Source organism: Pseudomonas sp. Wu6, from assembly GCF_019891515.1.
In the GTDB taxonomy this organism is placed as follows: domain Bacteria; phylum Pseudomonadota; class Gammaproteobacteria; order Pseudomonadales; family Pseudomonadaceae; genus Aquipseudomonas; species Aquipseudomonas orientalis_A.
The window spans coordinates 1-15,133 of record NZ_JAFLXH010000035.1 but is presented as its reverse complement, the minus strand read 5'-3'; the positions used below and the strand labels follow the sequence as shown (position 1 = coordinate 15,133).

Here is a 15,133-nt window from a genome sequence, read left to right as displayed (position 1 = left end):
ACTGTGGGAGGGGGCTTGCCCCCGATGGCGGTGCTACAGCCGACACATCAATCCAGCAACTGGCCGCGCAATTCATCAGACAACCCTTCAGGTGCAAGCCAGATACCCAGGTAAGCCCTCGCCAGCACATCATCGCTACTGCTGAACACCACCTGACCATTAATCTCCAGGTTCAAACCCCGGCCCGGGCGAAAATCCAGGGCATAGCGGTCACCGCTCCGAATATCCCGAAAGCGGGCGTGCAGCCTGGCTATCTCCGGATTCAAGCCGGCACTGGCTTGCTGGCGTTCCAGGGTGGCGCTGGCCGCCTTGATCACATCCGCGCGATCGATGTTGCGAAAGTAATACAGCACCAGGCGCAACGCTTTCTGTTGGTCCCAGGCTTGCCTTGCGGTCAGATCCGCCGGCGCGTACAGCGCCGCCGCATACACATCCGCCCAGAGATAGTTGAGCACCGCCTGGTTTTTCAGCGCCAACCCCTCGACCTGCGCGGGGAAGCCGGCCTGCTTGAGTCGGTCCACATCACTGGCCTGGGCCGTGATCGACAGCATCAGCATCAAACCGATAAAGAGTTGTCGCATAATGGCTGATCCTTGAATCGACGCTGATTTGCGCCCTGTTAGTATGGCAACACTGGCCTACGACGCGACCAAGGGTTAATGTGCGCGGCGTTGAGCCTTATATAGACTGTGCCCCGGTTCACACACTTGAGCCAAATTGTCCTTCATGCCCGCTGGCCGCGGCATGATTTAGCCAGGCGTCCAACCGTACGCCTGGCCTGTTCTGAGGAGTACGCATGGCTGTCTACAACTACGACGTGGTGGTACTGGGTTCCGGCCCGGCTGGAGAAGGCGCGGCGATGAACGCTGCAAAGGCAGGGCGCAAGGTGGCGATGGTCGACAGCCGTCGCCAGGTCGGCGGCAACTGCACCCACCTGGGTACCATCCCGTCCAAGGCGTTGCGTCACTCCGTGCGCCAGATCATGCAATTCAACACCAACCCGATGTTCCGGGCCATTGGCGAGCCGCGCTGGTTCTCGTTTCCGGACGTATTGAAAAGCGCCGAGAAAGTCATCTCCAAGCAAGTCGCGTCGCGCACCGGCTTCTATGCCCGCAACCGCGTCGACCTGTTCTTCGGCACCGGCAGCTTCGCCGACGAGCAGACCGTCGAAGTGGTCTGTGCCAACGGCGTGGTCGAAAAACTGGTGGCCAAGCACATTATCATCGCCACCGGCTCGCGCCCGTATCGCCCGGCGGACATCGATTTCCACCACCCGCGTATCTACGATAGCGACACCATCCTGAGCCTGGGCCACACCCCGCGCAAGCTGATCATCTACGGCGCCGGCGTGATCGGCTGCGAATACGCCTCGATCTTCAGCGGCCTGGGTGTACTGGTGGAACTGGTGGACAACCGTGACCAGTTGCTGAGCTTCCTCGACTCGGAAATTTCCCAGGCGTTGAGCTACCACTTCAGCAACAACAACATCACCGTGCGCCACAACGAAGAGTACGAGCGCGTCGAAGGCCTGGACAACGGGGTGATCCTGCACCTCAAGTCCGGCAAGAAGATCAAGGCCGACGCCTTGCTGTGGTGCAACGGGCGTACCGGCAACACCGACAAGCTGGGCATGGAAAACATCGGGGTCAAGGTCAACAGCCGTGGCCAGATCGAGGTGGACGAGAACTACCGCACCTGCGTGACCAACATCTACGGCGCCGGTGACGTGATCGGCTGGCCAAGCCTGGCCAGCGCCGCCCATGACCAGGGCCGTTCGGCGGCCGGCAGCATTGTCGACAACGGCAGCTGGCGCTACGTGAACGACGTGCCGACCGGCATCTACACGATTCCCGAGATCAGCTCGATCGGCAAGAACGAGCACGAACTGACCAAGGCCAAGGTGCCGTACGAAGTGGGCAAGGCGTTCTTCAAGAGCATGGCGCGTGCGCAGATCGCCGGTGAGCCCCAGGGCATGCTGAAGATCCTGTTCCACCGCGAAACCCTGGAAGTGCTCGGCGTGCATTGCTTCGGCTACCAGGCGTCGGAGATCGTGCACATTGGCCAGGCGATCATGAACCAGCCGGGTGATCTGAATACGCTCAAGTATTTCGTCAACACCACGTTCAACTACCCGACCATGGCCGAAGCCTATCGGGTAGCGGCCTACGACGGCCTCAACCGGCTTTTTTGAGCGGCTCCGGCCGGTGGCCTGAGCCGGCCGGGGAGACCGATTTCAGTAATTCCCGAGGGTGGCAGTGGCCAAACCGGGAAAGTCTGTAATCAGGCTATCTACGCCGAAGTCGGCGAGCCTGCGCATCAGCGCGGGTTCGTTGACCGTCCATACGGATACATGCAAACCCTGGCGCTGGGCTTTTTCCAGCCGCTCGGGGGTGCACAACGTCCAGTTCAACGCCAGGTACTCACAGCTATAGTTCTGCGCGACCTTCAGTGGGTCGAGCCAGGCGTATTCGGCCACCAGTCCGCGTGACAGGTCGGGGGTCAGTTCAATCGCCGCTTTGAGCACTTCCCGCGAACTTGAGGTGACGGTGACTTTGTCCATCAGGCCAAAGCGCACGGCCATCTCGCGGATCGCCAGCACGGTGGTGGCGGCGCGGGTACGCGAAGCGCTTTTGACTTCCAGCTGCCAGTGATCGAAGTCGCACTTTTCGAACAACTCCTCCAGGCGCGGGATCGGGCAGGGGCTGACCCAGCCCGGGCCGCCTTTGCGCGCATCCATCTTCACCAGGTCGGCTGCCGAGTACTCGACGACTTTGCCGCGTCGGTCGGCCGTGCGCTTGAGGGTAGGGTCGTGGATGACCATCAGTTCGCCGTCCATGGACAGGTGCAGGTCCAGTTCGCAGCGGCGTACGCCGTGCTTGAGGCATTCCTGAAAGCTGGTCAGGGTATTTTCCGGTGCTTCGCCTTTGGCACCGCGATGGCCGTAAATCAGGGTCACAGTTGCTCCTTTGCGCCAGGATGGCTGGCGTCGTGAATACGCATTCAGAGATCGTCGCTTTGTTCTCGCGCCAGGCGGCGTTCCTGGGCCTGTTTCTGCAGGATGTAGCGCGCCAGCAGTTGGCGTTGGGCGTCGGTCATGGATTCGAATTCCGTGCCCACGTCAAAGCCGTCGCCCTTGGGATCGCAATGGGTCACCCGCGCGCGCAGCAACAGGCCGAGCGCCTGGGGCATCAGCACCAGCTTGACCGCCAGGTGCGTGTCGGGCACGAGCGGGGCAGGGTGCTGAAAGTCGATGCCGCCTTCGGACAGGATCACCGGCTGCGGCGCGCCCACCTCATTGAGCAGCCCGCGGGCCATGACCTGGCTGAGCAGGTCCAGGCGCTTGTTCTGCACTTTGAGGAACGCCGCCAGGCTGCGGTCTTTTTCGTTGATCTGGCGCAGCAGGTGCTGGGCTTCGAACTCGCTGAGGTGCAATTCACTGAGCAGATTGAACAGCGGCGAATCATCCAGCAACACTTCCTTGCTCGCCGCGTCGGGCGCCGACAGGCTTTTGATTTGGAGTGCGATCATGTCGTCGATACGGTAGTATTCGCGGCGCTCTTCTTCATCTAATGTCGACATGGCGAACCCCAGGTAACGGTAATGGTCTGAGTGTAAAGCTGCTGATCAGACCCCGCCACCGGGACGTCTTCTTTTCCTCCGAACAAGCCCCGACATGTTCAGACCTCTCTTCGTATTTATCGGCACGCGTTATACCCGTGCAAAGCGTCGCAATCATTTTGTGTCGTTCATTTCCCTGACCTCGATGATCGGTCTCGCCCTGGGCGTGGTCGTGATGATCGTGGTGCTGTCGGTGATGAACGGCTTCGATCATGAGATGCGCACCCGCGTGCTGGGCATGGTGCCCCACGCGACCATCGAGGGCGATGCGCCCATCAGCGACTGGCAAAGCCTGGCCGCCAAGGTCAAGCAGAACCCCAAGGTGCTGGCCGTTGCGCCGTTTACCCAGATGCAGGGGCTGCTGACCAATGACGGCAAGGTGCAGAAGATCCTGCTCAATGCCGTCGACCCGGCCCAGGAGCGCAACGTCTCGATCATCGACAAGTTCATGCTGCAGGGCCGACTCGATGACCTGGCGCCCGGCAGCTTCGGCATCATCATCGGCGACAAGGCCGCGGCCAAGCTCGGCGTAAGCGTGGGCGACAAGCTGACCTTCGTCGCGCCGGAGGTCACCGTGACCCCGGCCGGCATGTTCCCGCGCATGAAGCGGTTTACCGTGGTCGGCACCTTTCATGTGGGCGCCGGCGAGATCGACGGCTACCTCGGGTTGACCAACCTCACTGACCTGGCCCGCCTGCACCGCTGGCAGCCGGACCAGGTGCAAGGCCTGCGCCTGAAGTTCAACGACCTGTTCGACGCGCCGCGCGGTGCCTGGGAAATCGCCCAGCACCTGGGCGAATCCCAGTACTACGCCCGCGACTGGACCCGCACCCACGGCAACCTGTACCAGGCCATCCGCATGGAAAAAGCCATGATCGGCCTGCTGCTGTTGCTGATCGTCGCCGTGGCCGCCTTCAACATTATCTCCACGCTGGTGATGGTGGTGAACGACAAGAAGGGCGACATCGCCATTCTGCGCACCCTGGGCGCCACGCCGGGGCAGATCATGGCGATCTTCATGGTGCAGGGCACCGTGATCGGCGTGGTCGGCACCCTGATCGGTACCGCCGTCGGCATTCTCGCCGCGTTGAATGTCAGCGCCGCCATCGCCCTGCTTGAAAAAGTGCTCGGTCACAAATTCCTCAACGCCGACGTCTACTTCATCGACTACTTGCCGTCCCAGGTTCAGGCCCAGGACGTGTTGATGGTGGGCGGTGCCGCGTTGGTCCTGAGTTTCCTTGCCACCCTGTATCCAGCCTGGCGCGCGGCACGTACCCAGCCAGCACAGGCATTACGTTATGAGTGAATCGGGCATGAGTGAAAAAGCAATCCTGAGCTGCCGCAACCTGGGCAAATCCTACGAGGAAGGCCCGGAATCGGTGGTCGTGCTGGCCAACCTGCAACTTGAACTGCACCCGGGCGAGCGCGTGGCGATCGTCGGCAGTTCCGGTTCCGGCAAAAGCACTTTGCTGAACCTGTTGGGCGGCCTCGACACGCCGTCCCAGGGCAGCGTGTGGCTGGCCGGTGAAGAACTTTCGGCCCTCGGTGAAAAGGCCCGTGGCCAGTTGCGTAACCGCTCGTTGGGTTTTGTGTACCAGTTTCACCACCTGCTGCCGGAATTCACCGCCCTGGAAAACGTGTGCATGCCGCTGCTGATCGGCAAGACCGCGATCCCCGAGGCGCGCCGGCGTGCCACCGCCTTGCTGGAGCGCGTCGGCCTCGGCCATCGACTGGAGCACAAGCCGGCCGAGCTGTCCGGTGGTGAGCGCCAGCGTGTGGCCATCGCCCGTGCGCTGGTGAACAACCCAGGCCTGGTGATGCTCGACGAGCCCACCGGCAACCTCGACTCCCACACCGCCCAGGGCATCAAGGACTTGATGCTGGAGCTGAGCACCCAGATGCGCACCGCGTTCCTGGTGGTGACCCATGACATGAGCATGGCCCGTCAGATGGACCGCGTACTGCATTTGCAGGAAGGTCATCTGGTCGCTATCTGAGTGGCTGCAAGCCCGGTTTTTCGAGGCCGGGCTTTTTTATTTTTTCAGGCGGTGTACGCGAATGTTCAGACCGTTATCGATTTTCATCGGCACGCGCTATACCCGCGCCAAACGCCGCAACCGTTTTGTCTCGTTTATCTCGATGACCTCGATGATCGGCCTCGCCCTGGGCGTCTTGGCGATGATCGTGGTGCTCTCGGTGATGAATGGCTTCCAGCGCGAAATGAGCTCGCGCATCCTTGGCATGGTGCCCCACGCCACCATCGTCGGCGTAAAGCCGATTGATGACTGGCAGCCGGTGGCCGCTGCCGCGATGAAGAACCCGCAAGTGACGGCGGCGGTACCCTTCACTCAGATGGACGGCATGTTCTCCTACAAGGGCGCCATGCAGCCGATTGAGATCAGCGGCGTCGACCCGGCCCAGGAAGGCAAGGTGTCGATCGTGGCCAAGCACATCGTGCGCGGCAAACTGGAAGACCTGAAGCCCGGTGAGTTCGGAGTGGTGATCGGCGACATCACCGCACGCCGCTTCCGCCTCAATGTGGGCGACAAACTGACCTTGATCGTGCCGGAAATCAGCACCGCGCCGGGCGGCATCACTCCACGTATGCAGCGTTTGAACGTGGTGGGTATCTTCAAGGTGGGCGCCGAGCTGGACGGTTCCATGGCCTTGATCAACATGGCCGATGCGGCCGAAATACAGCATTGGCAACCCAACCAGGTGCAGAGCGTGCGCCTGGCGGTGACCGACCTGTACGCGGCGCCGAAGGTTTCGGCGGACATCGCCGCCAGCCTCGGCGCGGCGTATAAGGCCGACGACTGGACCCACACCCAGGGCAGCCTGTTCAGTGCGATGAAGATGGAAAAGACCATGATCGGCCTGTTGCTGCTGATGATCGTCGCGGTGGCCGCCTTCAACATCATCGCCACCTTGATCATGGTGGTGAACGACAAGGGCGCCGACATCGCGATCCTGCGCACCATCGGCGCCACGCCTCGGCAGATCATGGCGATCTTCATGGTGCAGGGCACCGTGATCGGCGTGGTCGGCACCCTGATCGGCGGCGTACTGGGGGTGATTGCGGCGCTGAACGTGAGCGAACTGGTGGGCTGGCTGGAGCGGGTGAGCGGGCAGCATATCTTCAGTTCGGATGTGTATTTTGTCAGTAACCTGCCTTCCGAACTGCAAGGTGGCGATGTGTTGCTGATTTGCTCGGCGGGGTTTGTGCTGAGCTTCCTGGCGACGATTTATCCGGCGTATCGGGCGGCGAAGATCGAGCCGGCGCATGCGCTCAGGTATTCCTGAACCGATCGTTCCCTCGCTCTGCGTGGGAACGCATCCCGTGACGCTCTGCGTCACAACAGCGGACGCAGAGCGTCCAATGAGGCATTCCCACGCAGAGCGTGGGAACGATCATAGGTGAGGCAACTCAATCACAAACCGCGTCCACCCCGCCTCAGACTCACAATAAATCCTCCCCCCATGCGCCCGCACGATCGACTGGGTAATCGCCAGCCCCAGCCCCGCATGCTCGCTGCTGCCCTCGCGCCGCGCCGGATCGGCCCGGTAGAAGCGATCGAACAGTTTGGGTAACACATCTTTCGAAATACCTTCCCCGGTGTTTTCCACCGTCAGCTTCACGCCGCGCTCATCGTCTGCCAGGCGCACCCGCACTTCGCCGCCCGCCGGGGTAAACCTGAGTGCGTTCTCCAACAGATTGGACAGGGCTCGGCGCAACATGCCGCGATCACCGGGCGTGTGGGCATGGCCGTCGCACACCAGCGAAACCTGCGCGTCTTCGGCCAGCAGCGCAAAAAACTCCAGCAACGCCTCGACTTCATCAGCCAGTGCCAAAGGCTCGCGCTTGGGGTTCAGCAAACCGTGGTCGGCTTTGGCCAGGTACAGCATGTCGTTGACCAATTGCGCCATCCACTGCAATTCCTCCAGGTTGCTGTGCAGCGCTTCGCGGTAATCCTCCAGTGGGCGCGGCTGGGTGAGGATGACCTGGGTCTGGGTCAGCAGGTTTGACAGCGGTGTGCGCAGTTCGTGGGCGATATCGGCGGAGAAGGCCGAGAGGCGCTGGAACGCGTCGTCCAGGCGGCCCAGCATGGCATTGAAGGTCTGCGCCAACTCGGCCAGTTCGGCCGGCATCTGGTGCTGCGGCAAGCGTTGCGTCAGGGAATGGGCGGACACGCCGGCGGCGACTTCGCCCATGCGCCGTAAGGGTCGCAGCCCGCTGCGCGCCGCCCAGGCGCCGAGCAGCGCGGTGGCCAGGGCCGAGAGGCCGACGGTCAGCCAGATCAAGCGCTGCATGCGCTGCAGAAAATGCTGGTGGTGGGTGATGTCGAGTATCAGGGTCAACTGCGCTGAGCCAGGTTGGCCGGGGCTCAAGGGCGCGTTGTACACGCGATAGGCGGTGCCGGCCTGCTGCAGGCTGTGCAGGCCGGGTGCCTCGGGCAACGCCACGCCGGGTGCCTGGTCAAGCCAGCGCTGGCCGGCCGCGGTGATGCGCAAGGTGAGGTCGGGTTGATGGTTGAGGTCGGCGCGCAATTGGGGTTCGCGCCGGGCGAAGGCTTGCGGCGAGTCGACACCCTGCAACGTGTTGCGCAGCGTCACCAGCCGGCTGTCCAATTGCTGCTGGTCCAGCTCGATAAAGTGCGCCTCGCTGGCGTGGTTGAACAACACGCCGGCGAGCAGCGAAACCACGGCGGTGCACGCGGCAAACAGCAGTGCCAGGCGGCTGGCGAGGGACAGGCGCTGGATCACGTGAAGCGCTCCTCCAGTACATAGCCCATGCCGCGCACCGTGTGGATCAGCTTGTTGGGAAAGGCATCGTCGACTTTCAGGCGCAGGCGGCGGATCGCCACTTCGATGATGTTGGTGTCACTGTCGAAATTCATGTCCCACACCTGTGAGGCGATCAGCGACTTGGGCAGCACTTCGCCCTGGCGGCGCAGCAGCAGTTCCAGCAGGGAAAACTCCTTGGCGGTGAGGTCGATACGCTGGCCGCTGCGTTCGACGCGGCGGCGGATCAGGTCCAGGCGCAGGTCGGCCAGTTGCAGGTGGGTGTCCTGCGGCGTGCTGCCACCACGCCGTAACAGGCTGCGCACGCGGGCGAGCAGCTCGGAGAAGGCGAAGGGCTTGACCAGGTAATCGTCGGCGCCCAGCTCCAGGCCGTGCACGCGATCCTCCACCGCGTCGCGTGCGGTAAGAAACAACACCGGCATGTCCAGGCCGGCGCTGCGCACCGCTTGCAGGATTTGCCAGCCATCACGACCGGGCAGCATGACGTCGAGGATCAGCAAGTCATAGTCGCCGGTCAGCGCCAGGTGCTGGCCGCTGGTGCCGTCGGCCACCAACTCGGTGGTAAACCCGGCTTCGGCCAGGCCCTGGCGCAGATAGTGGCCGGTTTTTGGTTGGTCTTCGACAATCAGCAGTTTCATGGGCGGCTCGTGGCAACGGTGGGCGCCGGGCTTTATACCTTGGGCTCAAGGGTAAGGGGGCAACCTGACAAAGTTGTAATCTAGCAGTCAGTTGGCTGGCAGCGTGGCCATCTTAAAGTGCTCCCTCAGCGAGTCACCCATTGTGGAGAGTGAAAGATGGCGTTGCGTACACCTTTATTTGTGGCGGGCTGCCTGTTGGCGCTGAGCGTCGATGCCATGGCCGATGCGGCCCACACCTATGCGTTCGGCCAACCCGCTGCGGCTGACAAAGCCACACGCACAGTCGAAGTGACCTTGCAGGACATGGCCTTTTCACCCAAGTCCCTCGACGTCAAGGCCGGTGAGACGGTCCGTTTTGTGTTGGTCAATAAAGGCCGGCTGTTGCATGAATTCAACTTGGGCGACGCGGCCATGCACGCCGAACATCAGAAGGAAATGTTGCAGATGCAGGCCAGCGGCATGCTCACGGCGACCGGTATGGGGGCCATGGACCACAGTAAAATGGAGCATGGCGCGATGAAGCACGATGATCCGAACAGCGTGTTGGTCGAACCCGGCAAAACCGCCGAGCTGACGTGGACCTTTAGCAAGGCCACCGGCCTTGAGTTCGCCTGCAATCTTCCCGGTCATTACCAGGCGGGCATGGTCGGCACGCTGACCGTTGAGTAAGGCGTTCCTTAAGGGCGGGAGCAAAGGCTGGTAGACTGGCGCGGTTTATTTAGCCAGGTTTCCGCCATGCATCCCGCAGCCGAACATTCGCCGCTGGGCAAGTCCAGTGAATACATCTCCACGTACACCCCTTCGTTGCTGTTCCCGATCCCTCGCGCGGCCAAGTGGGCCGAGCTGGGCCTGAGCGCCGAGACCCTGCCCTACACGGGTGTGGATTTCTGGAACTGCTTCGAACTGTCCTGGTTGCTGCCGTCCGGTAAGCCGGTGGTGGCCATCTGTGAGTTCAGCATCCCGGCCGACTCGCCGAACATCATCGAGTCCAAGTCCTTCAAGCTGTACCTCAATTCGTTGAACCAGACCGCGTTCGCCGACACCCATGGCCTGGAAGAGACCCTGCGCAACGACCTCAGCGCCGCCGCCGGCAAGCCGGTCAGCGTGCGCATCCGCAGCCTGGCCGAAATCGAGGCGCAAGGCGTGATGGCGTTGCCGGGCGTATGCATCGATGACCTGGATATCAACGTCAGCAGCTACGAACATCCGCGCCCGGAACTGTTGCGCTGTGATGACTCGCGTGTGGTGGAAGAGAGCGTGCACAGCCACCTGCTCAAATCCAACTGCCCGGTCACCAGCCAGCCCGATTGGGGCAGTGTGGTGGTGGAGTACCGCGGTGCGGCGCTGGATCACGCCAGCCTGTTGGCCTACCTGGTGAGCTTCCGTCAGCACTCGGACTTCCATGAACAGTGCGTGGAGCGCATCTTCCTCGACCTGCAGCGCTTGCTCAAGCCGCAGAAACTGACCGTGTACGCACGGTATGTGCGCCGGGGTGGGCTGGACATCAACCCGTATCGCAGCACCGAGGATGTGGTGTTCCAGAACGTACGCCTGGCGCGCCAGTAAGCCTGCACACAAAACCCAATGTGGGAGGGGGCTTGCCCCCGATTGCAGGGGGTCAGACACAGGTGCTGTGACTGACACTCCGCTATCGGGGGCAAGCCCCCTCCCACATTTTGGATCTGCGCTAGGCTCGCGGGCAGGTTAGATGCCGATGTTGCCCAAGGTGATCATGATGTTGCGCAATGTCCCGGAAATGACCGGGTGTTCAGCGCCGAACTCTATGGCCGCTTGATTCACGTCGTCGGAAATGCTGGGCGACTGGGTAGCCGGCTCCAGTTCAAGTTGCACTTCAAACTTGGCGATCAAGGCTTCCAGCGCTTCGCGTTTTTCTTCCGGCAGCGGCGGTTCCTGTTCCAGCTGCCCGCGCAGGATCTCGACCTGTTCTTCCAGTTTTTTGCGATCAGGCATGACATTCTTTCCTTTTATCGATAGGCACTGGCATAGACCGCGGCACGCCGGGAAAGGTCTACGAACTGACGTGTAGATTAATCCACCGGCGCCCACTGTGCATGATCCTTGTCAGGGCTTCTCGCCTTTGAGGCGGCGCAGGCGGATATCGGCCAGGCAGGTGTCGAGCTCACCGAGGTGGTCGATCACCGAGTGCACGCCTAATCCATAGAGGGCCACGGTGGCCTTGCCGCGCTTGTGCTCGCGTTCCTTTTCGCTCAGCGCCTGCCATTGCTCCGGCGCCACGCCGCACAGCGAGCCGCAGGAGGCCAGGCCGATGGTCCACAGCCCGGCGTTCAGGCCCGATTGCAGCAGGCGCGGTTCGCCGCTGACCAGCACGCAGCCGTCCAGGCGATCGATGTTCAGTTCCATCAAGGCTTGCCAGCAGGCGTGGGGCGCCGGCCAGCGGATGGTGGAGGGTGAGGCGGCCTTGATCCACGCGGGCAGGGTCGCGGCCAGTGGCGTGGTGACAGACGGCGGCAGTTCATCCAGCCAGGCGCAGGGCACGCCTTGCTCTTTCAGGCTGCGCAGGATTTTCAGCGCGCCGGGTGTGGCCTGGGAGTCGGGGGAGGGTGAGTCGCGCCGGGCCTGGGAACCGAAATCCACCAGGCAGCCACTCAGGCCAAACAACACGGCGGTCAACGCGGGGGCAGTGGCGACGGCGATTTCGGCATGTGGCATCTGAACGTCCCTGAAATAGCTGCAACGCTATCGGGGCGGCATGACAGGTGGATGACATCGGCGCGTATTTGTAGGAATTTTGTCCAAATTGTGAAAGTCGTTTCCTTGCGACTGCCTAAATCCACACTTCCGTCATATACTGGCCGCCTTATTCAGGGCATAGCGCCCATGACAGACTATTCAAGGAGCAAAAGCTATGCGCTGGAGCCAGTACTTCGCTCAGTTGTCGGTGTGTGCCACCGTCCTAATGGCACCGTTCGCCGCCCAGGCCGCGACAGAAGATGATCCATGGGAAAGCGTCAACCGCCCGATCTTCACCTTCAACGACACCGTTGATACCTATGCCCTCAAGCCAATCGCCCAGGGCTATCAGTTCGTCACCCCGCAATTGGTGCAGGACGGCATTCACAACTTCTTCCGCAACATCGGCGATGTCGGCAACCTGGCCAACAACGTGTTGCAGCTCAAGCCGCACAACGCTGGCGTCGACACGGCCCGCCTGCTGGTCAACACCACGTTCGGCGTGCTGGGCTTTATCGATGTCGGCACCAAAATGGGGCTGCAGCGCAGCGATGAAGACTTCGGCCAGACTCTCGGCTACTGGGGCGTCGGCAGCGGTCCCTACGTGATGATCCCGTTGATGGGTCCAAGCACCTTGCGTGATGCGCCGTCCAAATACGTGGATAGCTACACCCAACCGTACCGCTACATGAACGATATCGGCTGGCGCAACAGCACCTTTGGCCTGAATGTGGTCGACACCCGAGCCAGCCTGCTCGACAGCGAAAAGCTGATCAGCGGCGACAAGTACACCTTTATCCGTAACGCTTACCTGCAGAACCGTGAGTTCAAGGTCAAGGACGGCAAGGTTGTCGACGACTTTTAAGCTGTGACGTTTTGAAATGAAAAAGGCGACCTTTGAACGGTCGCCTTTTTTGTATGCGCTGATCAGCGCATTTTCAAAATCTTCAGGCCCAGCTGCTGCTCATCGCCCTCCGCCTTCGTCCATACTACCTCAGTATCGGCCTCAAGACCTTTTAGTGCGGCGTGCTCCGAATCGATGCGCACGGTCAGCAAGTCACCGACGCTGAACTGGCGAGGCGCCTGCACCTGCATGCCGGAGCTGGAAAGGTCCACGCAGACCCCTGCAATTTCCTGTCCGGCGTGGATCAAGGACACATCGGCATCCACCCGCATGCGGATGAAGTCGCGTTTTTCCGCGTAGTCGCGCTCATGTTCGCTCACAGCATCCATCCTTACTTTGGGTTGTGGTCATGAGCGTTCTTATAACTCCCGGTGATTTGCCGTGTAAAGACGTTCGGCGACCATCGGCATGAGCTTGAAACCCCTCACGGATGGGAGTACCGTCTGCGCCTTAGAAGGGCACCTCTGCTTTACGGTTGTGCATGGGGTAAATCCCAATGCTTTGTAGGACAGAGAGGCTAGAAAGCGAATCCAGTACGTGAGCCCGGCCATTGTCGAGCCACCTACGCCAACCTAATTCTGGCGCCGTTTGCCCACATGCAAAAAACCAGTGCCACGCTGCTGATAATCGATGACGACGAAGTAGTGCGCGCGAGCCTCGCGGCCTATTTGGAAGACAGTGGCTTCAGCGTCCTGCAGGCCGGCAACGGCCAACAGGGTCTCCAGGTATTCGAGCGCGACCAGCCCGACCTCGTGATCTGCGACCTGCGCATGCCCCAGATGGGCGGCCTCGAACTGATTCGCCAGGTGACCGAGCGTGCTCCGCAGACACCGGTGATTGTCGTGTCCGGTGCCGGGGTCATGAATGACGCCGTTGAAGCCTTGCGCCTGGGCGCCGCCGATTACCTGATCAAGCCCCTGGAAGACCTGGCGGTGCTGGAACACTCGGTGCGTCGCGCCCTGGACCGTGCCCGCCTGCTCCAGGAAAACCAGCGCTACCGCGAAAAGCTCGAAACTGCCAACCGCGAGCTCGAAGCCAGCCTGAACCTGCTCCAGGAAGACCAGAACGCCGGTCGCCAGGTGCAGATGAACATGCTGCCGGTGAGCCCCTGGACCATCGACGATTTCCAGTTCGCGCACCAGATCATCCCGTCGTTGTACCTGTCGGGGGATTTTGTCGACTATTTCCGTGTGGATGAGCGGCGCGTGGCGTTCTACCTGGCCGACGTGTCCGGCCACGGTGCATCCTCTGCGTTTGTCACCGTGTTGTTGAAGTTCATGACCACGCGGTTGTTGTTCGAATCCAAGCGCAATGGCACCTTGCCGGAATTCACCCCCTCCGAGGTGCTGGGCCACATCAACCGAGGCCTGATCAGCTGCAAGCTGGGCAAGCACGTGACGATGGTTGGCGGCGTGATCGATGAAGAAACCGGTCTTTTGACCTACAGCATTGGCGGTCACCTGCCGATGCCTGTTCTGTACACTCCTGACAGTGTGCGTTACCTGGAAGGGCGTGGCCTGCCGGTGGGCTTGTTCAATGAAGCCACCTATGAAGACCACATCCTGGAACTGCCGCCGACCTTCAGCCTGACGCTGATGTCCGACGGCATCTTGGACCTCCTTCCAGAGCCTACACTTAAAGAGAAAGAAGCCGCCTTGCCCCAAAAGGTCAAGTCGGCGGGCGGCAGCCTGGATGGTCTGCGGCAGGTTTTTGGATTGGCCACGCTAGGGGAGATGCCGGATGATATCGCCCTATTGGTGTTGAGCAGGAATCTTTGATGAGTACCGGAAGAATCCAATTCGCCGAGCAAGACGGGACCTTCGTCCTGAAGTTTGTCGGTGAAGTGCGCCTGACCCTGTGTTCGGCGCTGGATGCGACGATCGAGCGGATCTTCACAGCGCTGAACTTCTCGGCGATCGTGATCGATCTGACCGAAACCCGCAGCATCGACAGCACCACCCTGGGCCTGTTGGCCAAATTGTCCATTCTGTCGCGGCAGAAGGTCGGCCTGTTGCCGACCGTGGTCACCACCCACGAAGACATTACCCGTCTGCTGCAGTCCATGGGTTTTGACCAGGTGTTCAACATCGTTGACCGCCCGATCCCCTGCCCGGAATGCCTGACCGACCTGCCGTCGCAGGACCAGTCCGAGGAAATCGTGCGGATCAAGGTACTCGAAGCACACAAGATCCTGATGGGCCTGAACGAGTCCAACCGCGAAGCCTTCCACGACCTCGTTAACGCTCTCGAGCGCCACTGATCCCCAATTGAAATGCGCTCAAATGTGGGAGGGGGCTTGCCCCCGATAGCGGTGTGTCAGTCAGTAAATACACAACTGACCCACCGCCATCGGGGGCAAGCTGAACTGGTCAAGTAATCCCGGACACCGATTACGGTGTTTATGCCGCTTTTTGCTCCATGGCTATTGGCGACAGGTAGTTGTTGTAGCTGTGGAGCC

General features: G+C 61.3%; 17 protein-coding genes. 9 read left to right on the top strand and 8 right to left on the bottom strand.

What is annotated here, in order from left to right:
* Window positions 1-47: 47 nt before the first annotated feature.
* Window positions 48-581: a chalcone isomerase family protein gene (locus J1G34_RS21285; protein WP_222994594.1), complete on the bottom strand. Its 534-nt coding sequence runs from the start codon at window positions 579-581 to the stop codon at window positions 48-50.
* Between the two features lie 215 nt (window positions 582-796).
* Here J1G34_RS21285 and sthA point away from each other — a divergent pair, with 215 nt between their 5' ends.
* Window positions 797-2,191: a Si-specific NAD(P)(+) transhydrogenase gene (sthA, locus tag J1G34_RS21280; protein WP_065886348.1), complete on the top strand. Its 1,395-nt coding sequence runs from the start codon at window positions 797-799 to the stop codon at window positions 2,189-2,191.
* A 42-nt stretch (window positions 2,192-2,233) separates the two neighbouring features.
* Here the strand turns inward: sthA and J1G34_RS21275 are convergent, their stop codons facing one another.
* Window positions 2,234-2,956 carry a glycerophosphodiester phosphodiesterase gene (locus J1G34_RS21275; protein WP_065893538.1) on the bottom strand — a complete coding sequence of 241 codons (723 nt, stop codon included), beginning with the start codon at window positions 2,954-2,956 and terminating at the stop codon, window positions 2,234-2,236.
* A 44-nt stretch (window positions 2,957-3,000) separates the two neighbouring features.
* Window positions 3,001-3,579, bottom strand: a complete 579-nt coding sequence (locus J1G34_RS21270; protein ID WP_065935584.1) for a PilZ domain-containing protein — start codon at window positions 3,577-3,579, stop codon at window positions 3,001-3,003.
* A 94-nt stretch (window positions 3,580-3,673) separates the two neighbouring features.
* Between J1G34_RS21270 and J1G34_RS21265 the strand changes: the two genes are divergently transcribed.
* The 3 genes from J1G34_RS21265 to J1G34_RS21255 all read left to right on the top strand — a co-directional run bounded on the left by J1G34_RS21265 (window position 3,674) and on the right by J1G34_RS21255 (window position 6,921).
* Entirely contained in the window at window positions 3,674-4,924 is a 1,251-nt protein-coding gene (locus J1G34_RS21265) for a lipoprotein-releasing ABC transporter permease subunit (protein ID WP_065893540.1), read from the top strand.
* Window positions 4,925-4,931: 7 nt separating this feature from the next.
* Window positions 4,932-5,615, top strand: a complete 684-nt coding sequence (gene lolD / locus J1G34_RS21260; RefSeq protein WP_163001694.1) for a lipoprotein-releasing ABC transporter ATP-binding protein LolD — start codon at window positions 4,932-4,934, stop codon at window positions 5,613-5,615.
* Window positions 5,616-5,676: 61 nt separating this feature from the next.
* Window positions 5,677-6,921, top strand: a complete 1,245-nt coding sequence (locus tag J1G34_RS21255; protein WP_065935582.1) for a lipoprotein-releasing ABC transporter permease subunit — start codon at window positions 5,677-5,679, stop codon at window positions 6,919-6,921.
* 108 nt (window positions 6,922-7,029) lie between these two features.
* Here J1G34_RS21255 and J1G34_RS21250 read toward each other — a convergent pair whose 3' ends face one another.
* Both J1G34_RS21250 and J1G34_RS21245 read right to left on the bottom strand, forming a co-directional pair.
* Window positions 7,030-8,382, bottom strand: coding sequence for a heavy metal sensor histidine kinase (locus J1G34_RS21250; protein WP_122561670.1), 1,353 nt, complete (start codon window positions 8,380-8,382; stop codon window positions 7,030-7,032).
* Window positions 8,379-9,059: a heavy metal response regulator transcription factor gene (locus J1G34_RS21245; protein WP_222994593.1), complete on the bottom strand. Its 681-nt coding sequence runs from the start codon at window positions 9,057-9,059 to the stop codon at window positions 8,379-8,381. The genes J1G34_RS21250 and J1G34_RS21245 overlap by 4 nt, the downstream gene beginning before the upstream one ends.
* Window positions 9,060-9,215: 156 nt before the next feature.
* On the opposite strand from J1G34_RS21245, the gene copI reads away from it, so the two are divergent.
* Window positions 9,216-9,728 carry a copper-resistant cuproprotein CopI gene (gene copI, locus J1G34_RS21240; protein WP_065886356.1) on the top strand — a complete coding sequence of 171 codons (513 nt, stop codon included), beginning with the start codon at window positions 9,216-9,218 and terminating at the stop codon, window positions 9,726-9,728.
* Between the two features lie 66 nt (window positions 9,729-9,794).
* A complete protein-coding gene (queF, locus tag J1G34_RS21235) occupies window positions 9,795-10,625 on the top strand; it encodes an NADPH-dependent 7-cyano-7-deazaguanine reductase QueF (protein WP_222994592.1) in 831 nt (276 codons plus the stop codon).
* 138 nt (window positions 10,626-10,763) lie between these two features.
* On the opposite strand, the gene J1G34_RS21230 is transcribed toward queF, so the two are convergent.
* On the bottom strand, window positions 10,764-11,030 hold the full coding sequence (locus J1G34_RS21230) for a DUF4404 family protein (protein ID WP_222994591.1): 267 nt from the start codon (window positions 11,028-11,030) through the stop codon (window positions 10,764-10,766).
* A gap of 111 nt (window positions 11,031-11,141) precedes the next feature.
* Window positions 11,142-11,750, bottom strand: coding sequence for a phosphatase (locus J1G34_RS21225; protein WP_065936267.1), 609 nt, complete (start codon window positions 11,748-11,750; stop codon window positions 11,142-11,144).
* A gap of 247 nt (window positions 11,751-11,997) precedes the next feature.
* On the opposite strand from J1G34_RS21225, the gene J1G34_RS21220 reads away from it, so the two are divergent.
* Entirely contained in the window at window positions 11,998-12,636 is a 639-nt protein-coding gene (locus J1G34_RS21220) for an MlaA family lipoprotein (RefSeq protein WP_370671219.1), read from the top strand.
* Window positions 12,637-12,698: 62 nt separating this feature from the next.
* On the opposite strand, the gene J1G34_RS21215 is transcribed toward J1G34_RS21220, so the two are convergent.
* Window positions 12,699-12,995 carry a PilZ domain-containing protein gene (locus J1G34_RS21215; protein ID WP_222994590.1) on the bottom strand — a complete coding sequence of 99 codons (297 nt, stop codon included), beginning with the start codon at window positions 12,993-12,995 and terminating at the stop codon, window positions 12,699-12,701.
* A gap of 276 nt (window positions 12,996-13,271) precedes the next feature.
* Between J1G34_RS21215 and rssB the strand changes: the two genes are divergently transcribed.
* The gene (gene rssB, locus J1G34_RS21210) at window positions 13,272-14,453 is read left to right on the top strand and encodes a two-component system response regulator RssB (protein ID WP_057722957.1); all 1,182 of its coding nucleotides are present in this window, start codon (window positions 13,272-13,274) and stop codon (window positions 14,451-14,453) included.
* The gene (rssC, locus tag J1G34_RS21205; protein ID WP_017848891.1) at window positions 14,453-14,935 is read left to right on the top strand and encodes an anti-sigma factor antagonist RssC; all 483 of its coding nucleotides are present in this window, start codon (window positions 14,453-14,455) and stop codon (window positions 14,933-14,935) included. Before rssB ends, rssC begins: the two co-directional genes overlap by 1 nt.
* The last annotated feature ends 198 nt before the right edge of the window (window positions 14,936-15,133 follow it).

Bases quoted from the DNA above. Each gene is read 5' to 3' on its own strand.
- J1G34_RS21285 (WP_222994594.1), bottom strand. From the start codon at position 581: ATGCGACAACTCTTTATCGGTTTGATGCTGATGCTGTCGATCACGGCC.
- sthA (WP_065886348.1), top strand. From the start codon at position 797: ATGGCTGTCTACAACTACGACGTGGTGGTACTGGGTTCCGGCCCGGCT.
- J1G34_RS21270 (WP_065935584.1), bottom strand. From the start codon at position 3,579: ATGTCGACATTAGATGAAGAAGAGCGCCGCGAATACTACCGTATCGAC.
- J1G34_RS21265 (WP_065893540.1), top strand. From the start codon at position 3,674: ATGTTCAGACCTCTCTTCGTATTTATCGGCACGCGTTATACCCGTGCA.
- lolD (WP_163001694.1), top strand. From the start codon at position 4,932: ATGAGTGAAAAAGCAATCCTGAGCTGCCGCAACCTGGGCAAATCCTAC.
- J1G34_RS21255 (WP_065935582.1), top strand. From the start codon at position 5,677: ATGTTCAGACCGTTATCGATTTTCATCGGCACGCGCTATACCCGCGCC.
- J1G34_RS21245 (WP_222994593.1), bottom strand. From the start codon at position 9,059: ATGAAACTGCTGATTGTCGAAGACCAACCAAAAACCGGCCACTATCTG.
- copI (WP_065886356.1), top strand. From the start codon at position 9,216: ATGGCGTTGCGTACACCTTTATTTGTGGCGGGCTGCCTGTTGGCGCTG.
- queF (WP_222994592.1), top strand. From the start codon at position 9,795: ATGCATCCCGCAGCCGAACATTCGCCGCTGGGCAAGTCCAGTGAATAC.
- J1G34_RS21230 (WP_222994591.1), bottom strand. From the start codon at position 11,030: ATGCCTGATCGCAAAAAACTGGAAGAACAGGTCGAGATCCTGCGCGGG.
- J1G34_RS21225 (WP_065936267.1), bottom strand. From the start codon at position 11,750: ATGCCACATGCCGAAATCGCCGTCGCCACTGCCCCCGCGTTGACCGCC.
- J1G34_RS21220 (WP_370671219.1), top strand. From the start codon at position 11,998: ATGGCACCGTTCGCCGCCCAGGCCGCGACAGAAGATGATCCATGGGAA.
- rssB (WP_057722957.1), top strand. From the start codon at position 13,272: ATGCAAAAAACCAGTGCCACGCTGCTGATAATCGATGACGACGAAGTA.
- rssC (WP_017848891.1), top strand. From the start codon at position 14,453: ATGAGTACCGGAAGAATCCAATTCGCCGAGCAAGACGGGACCTTCGTC.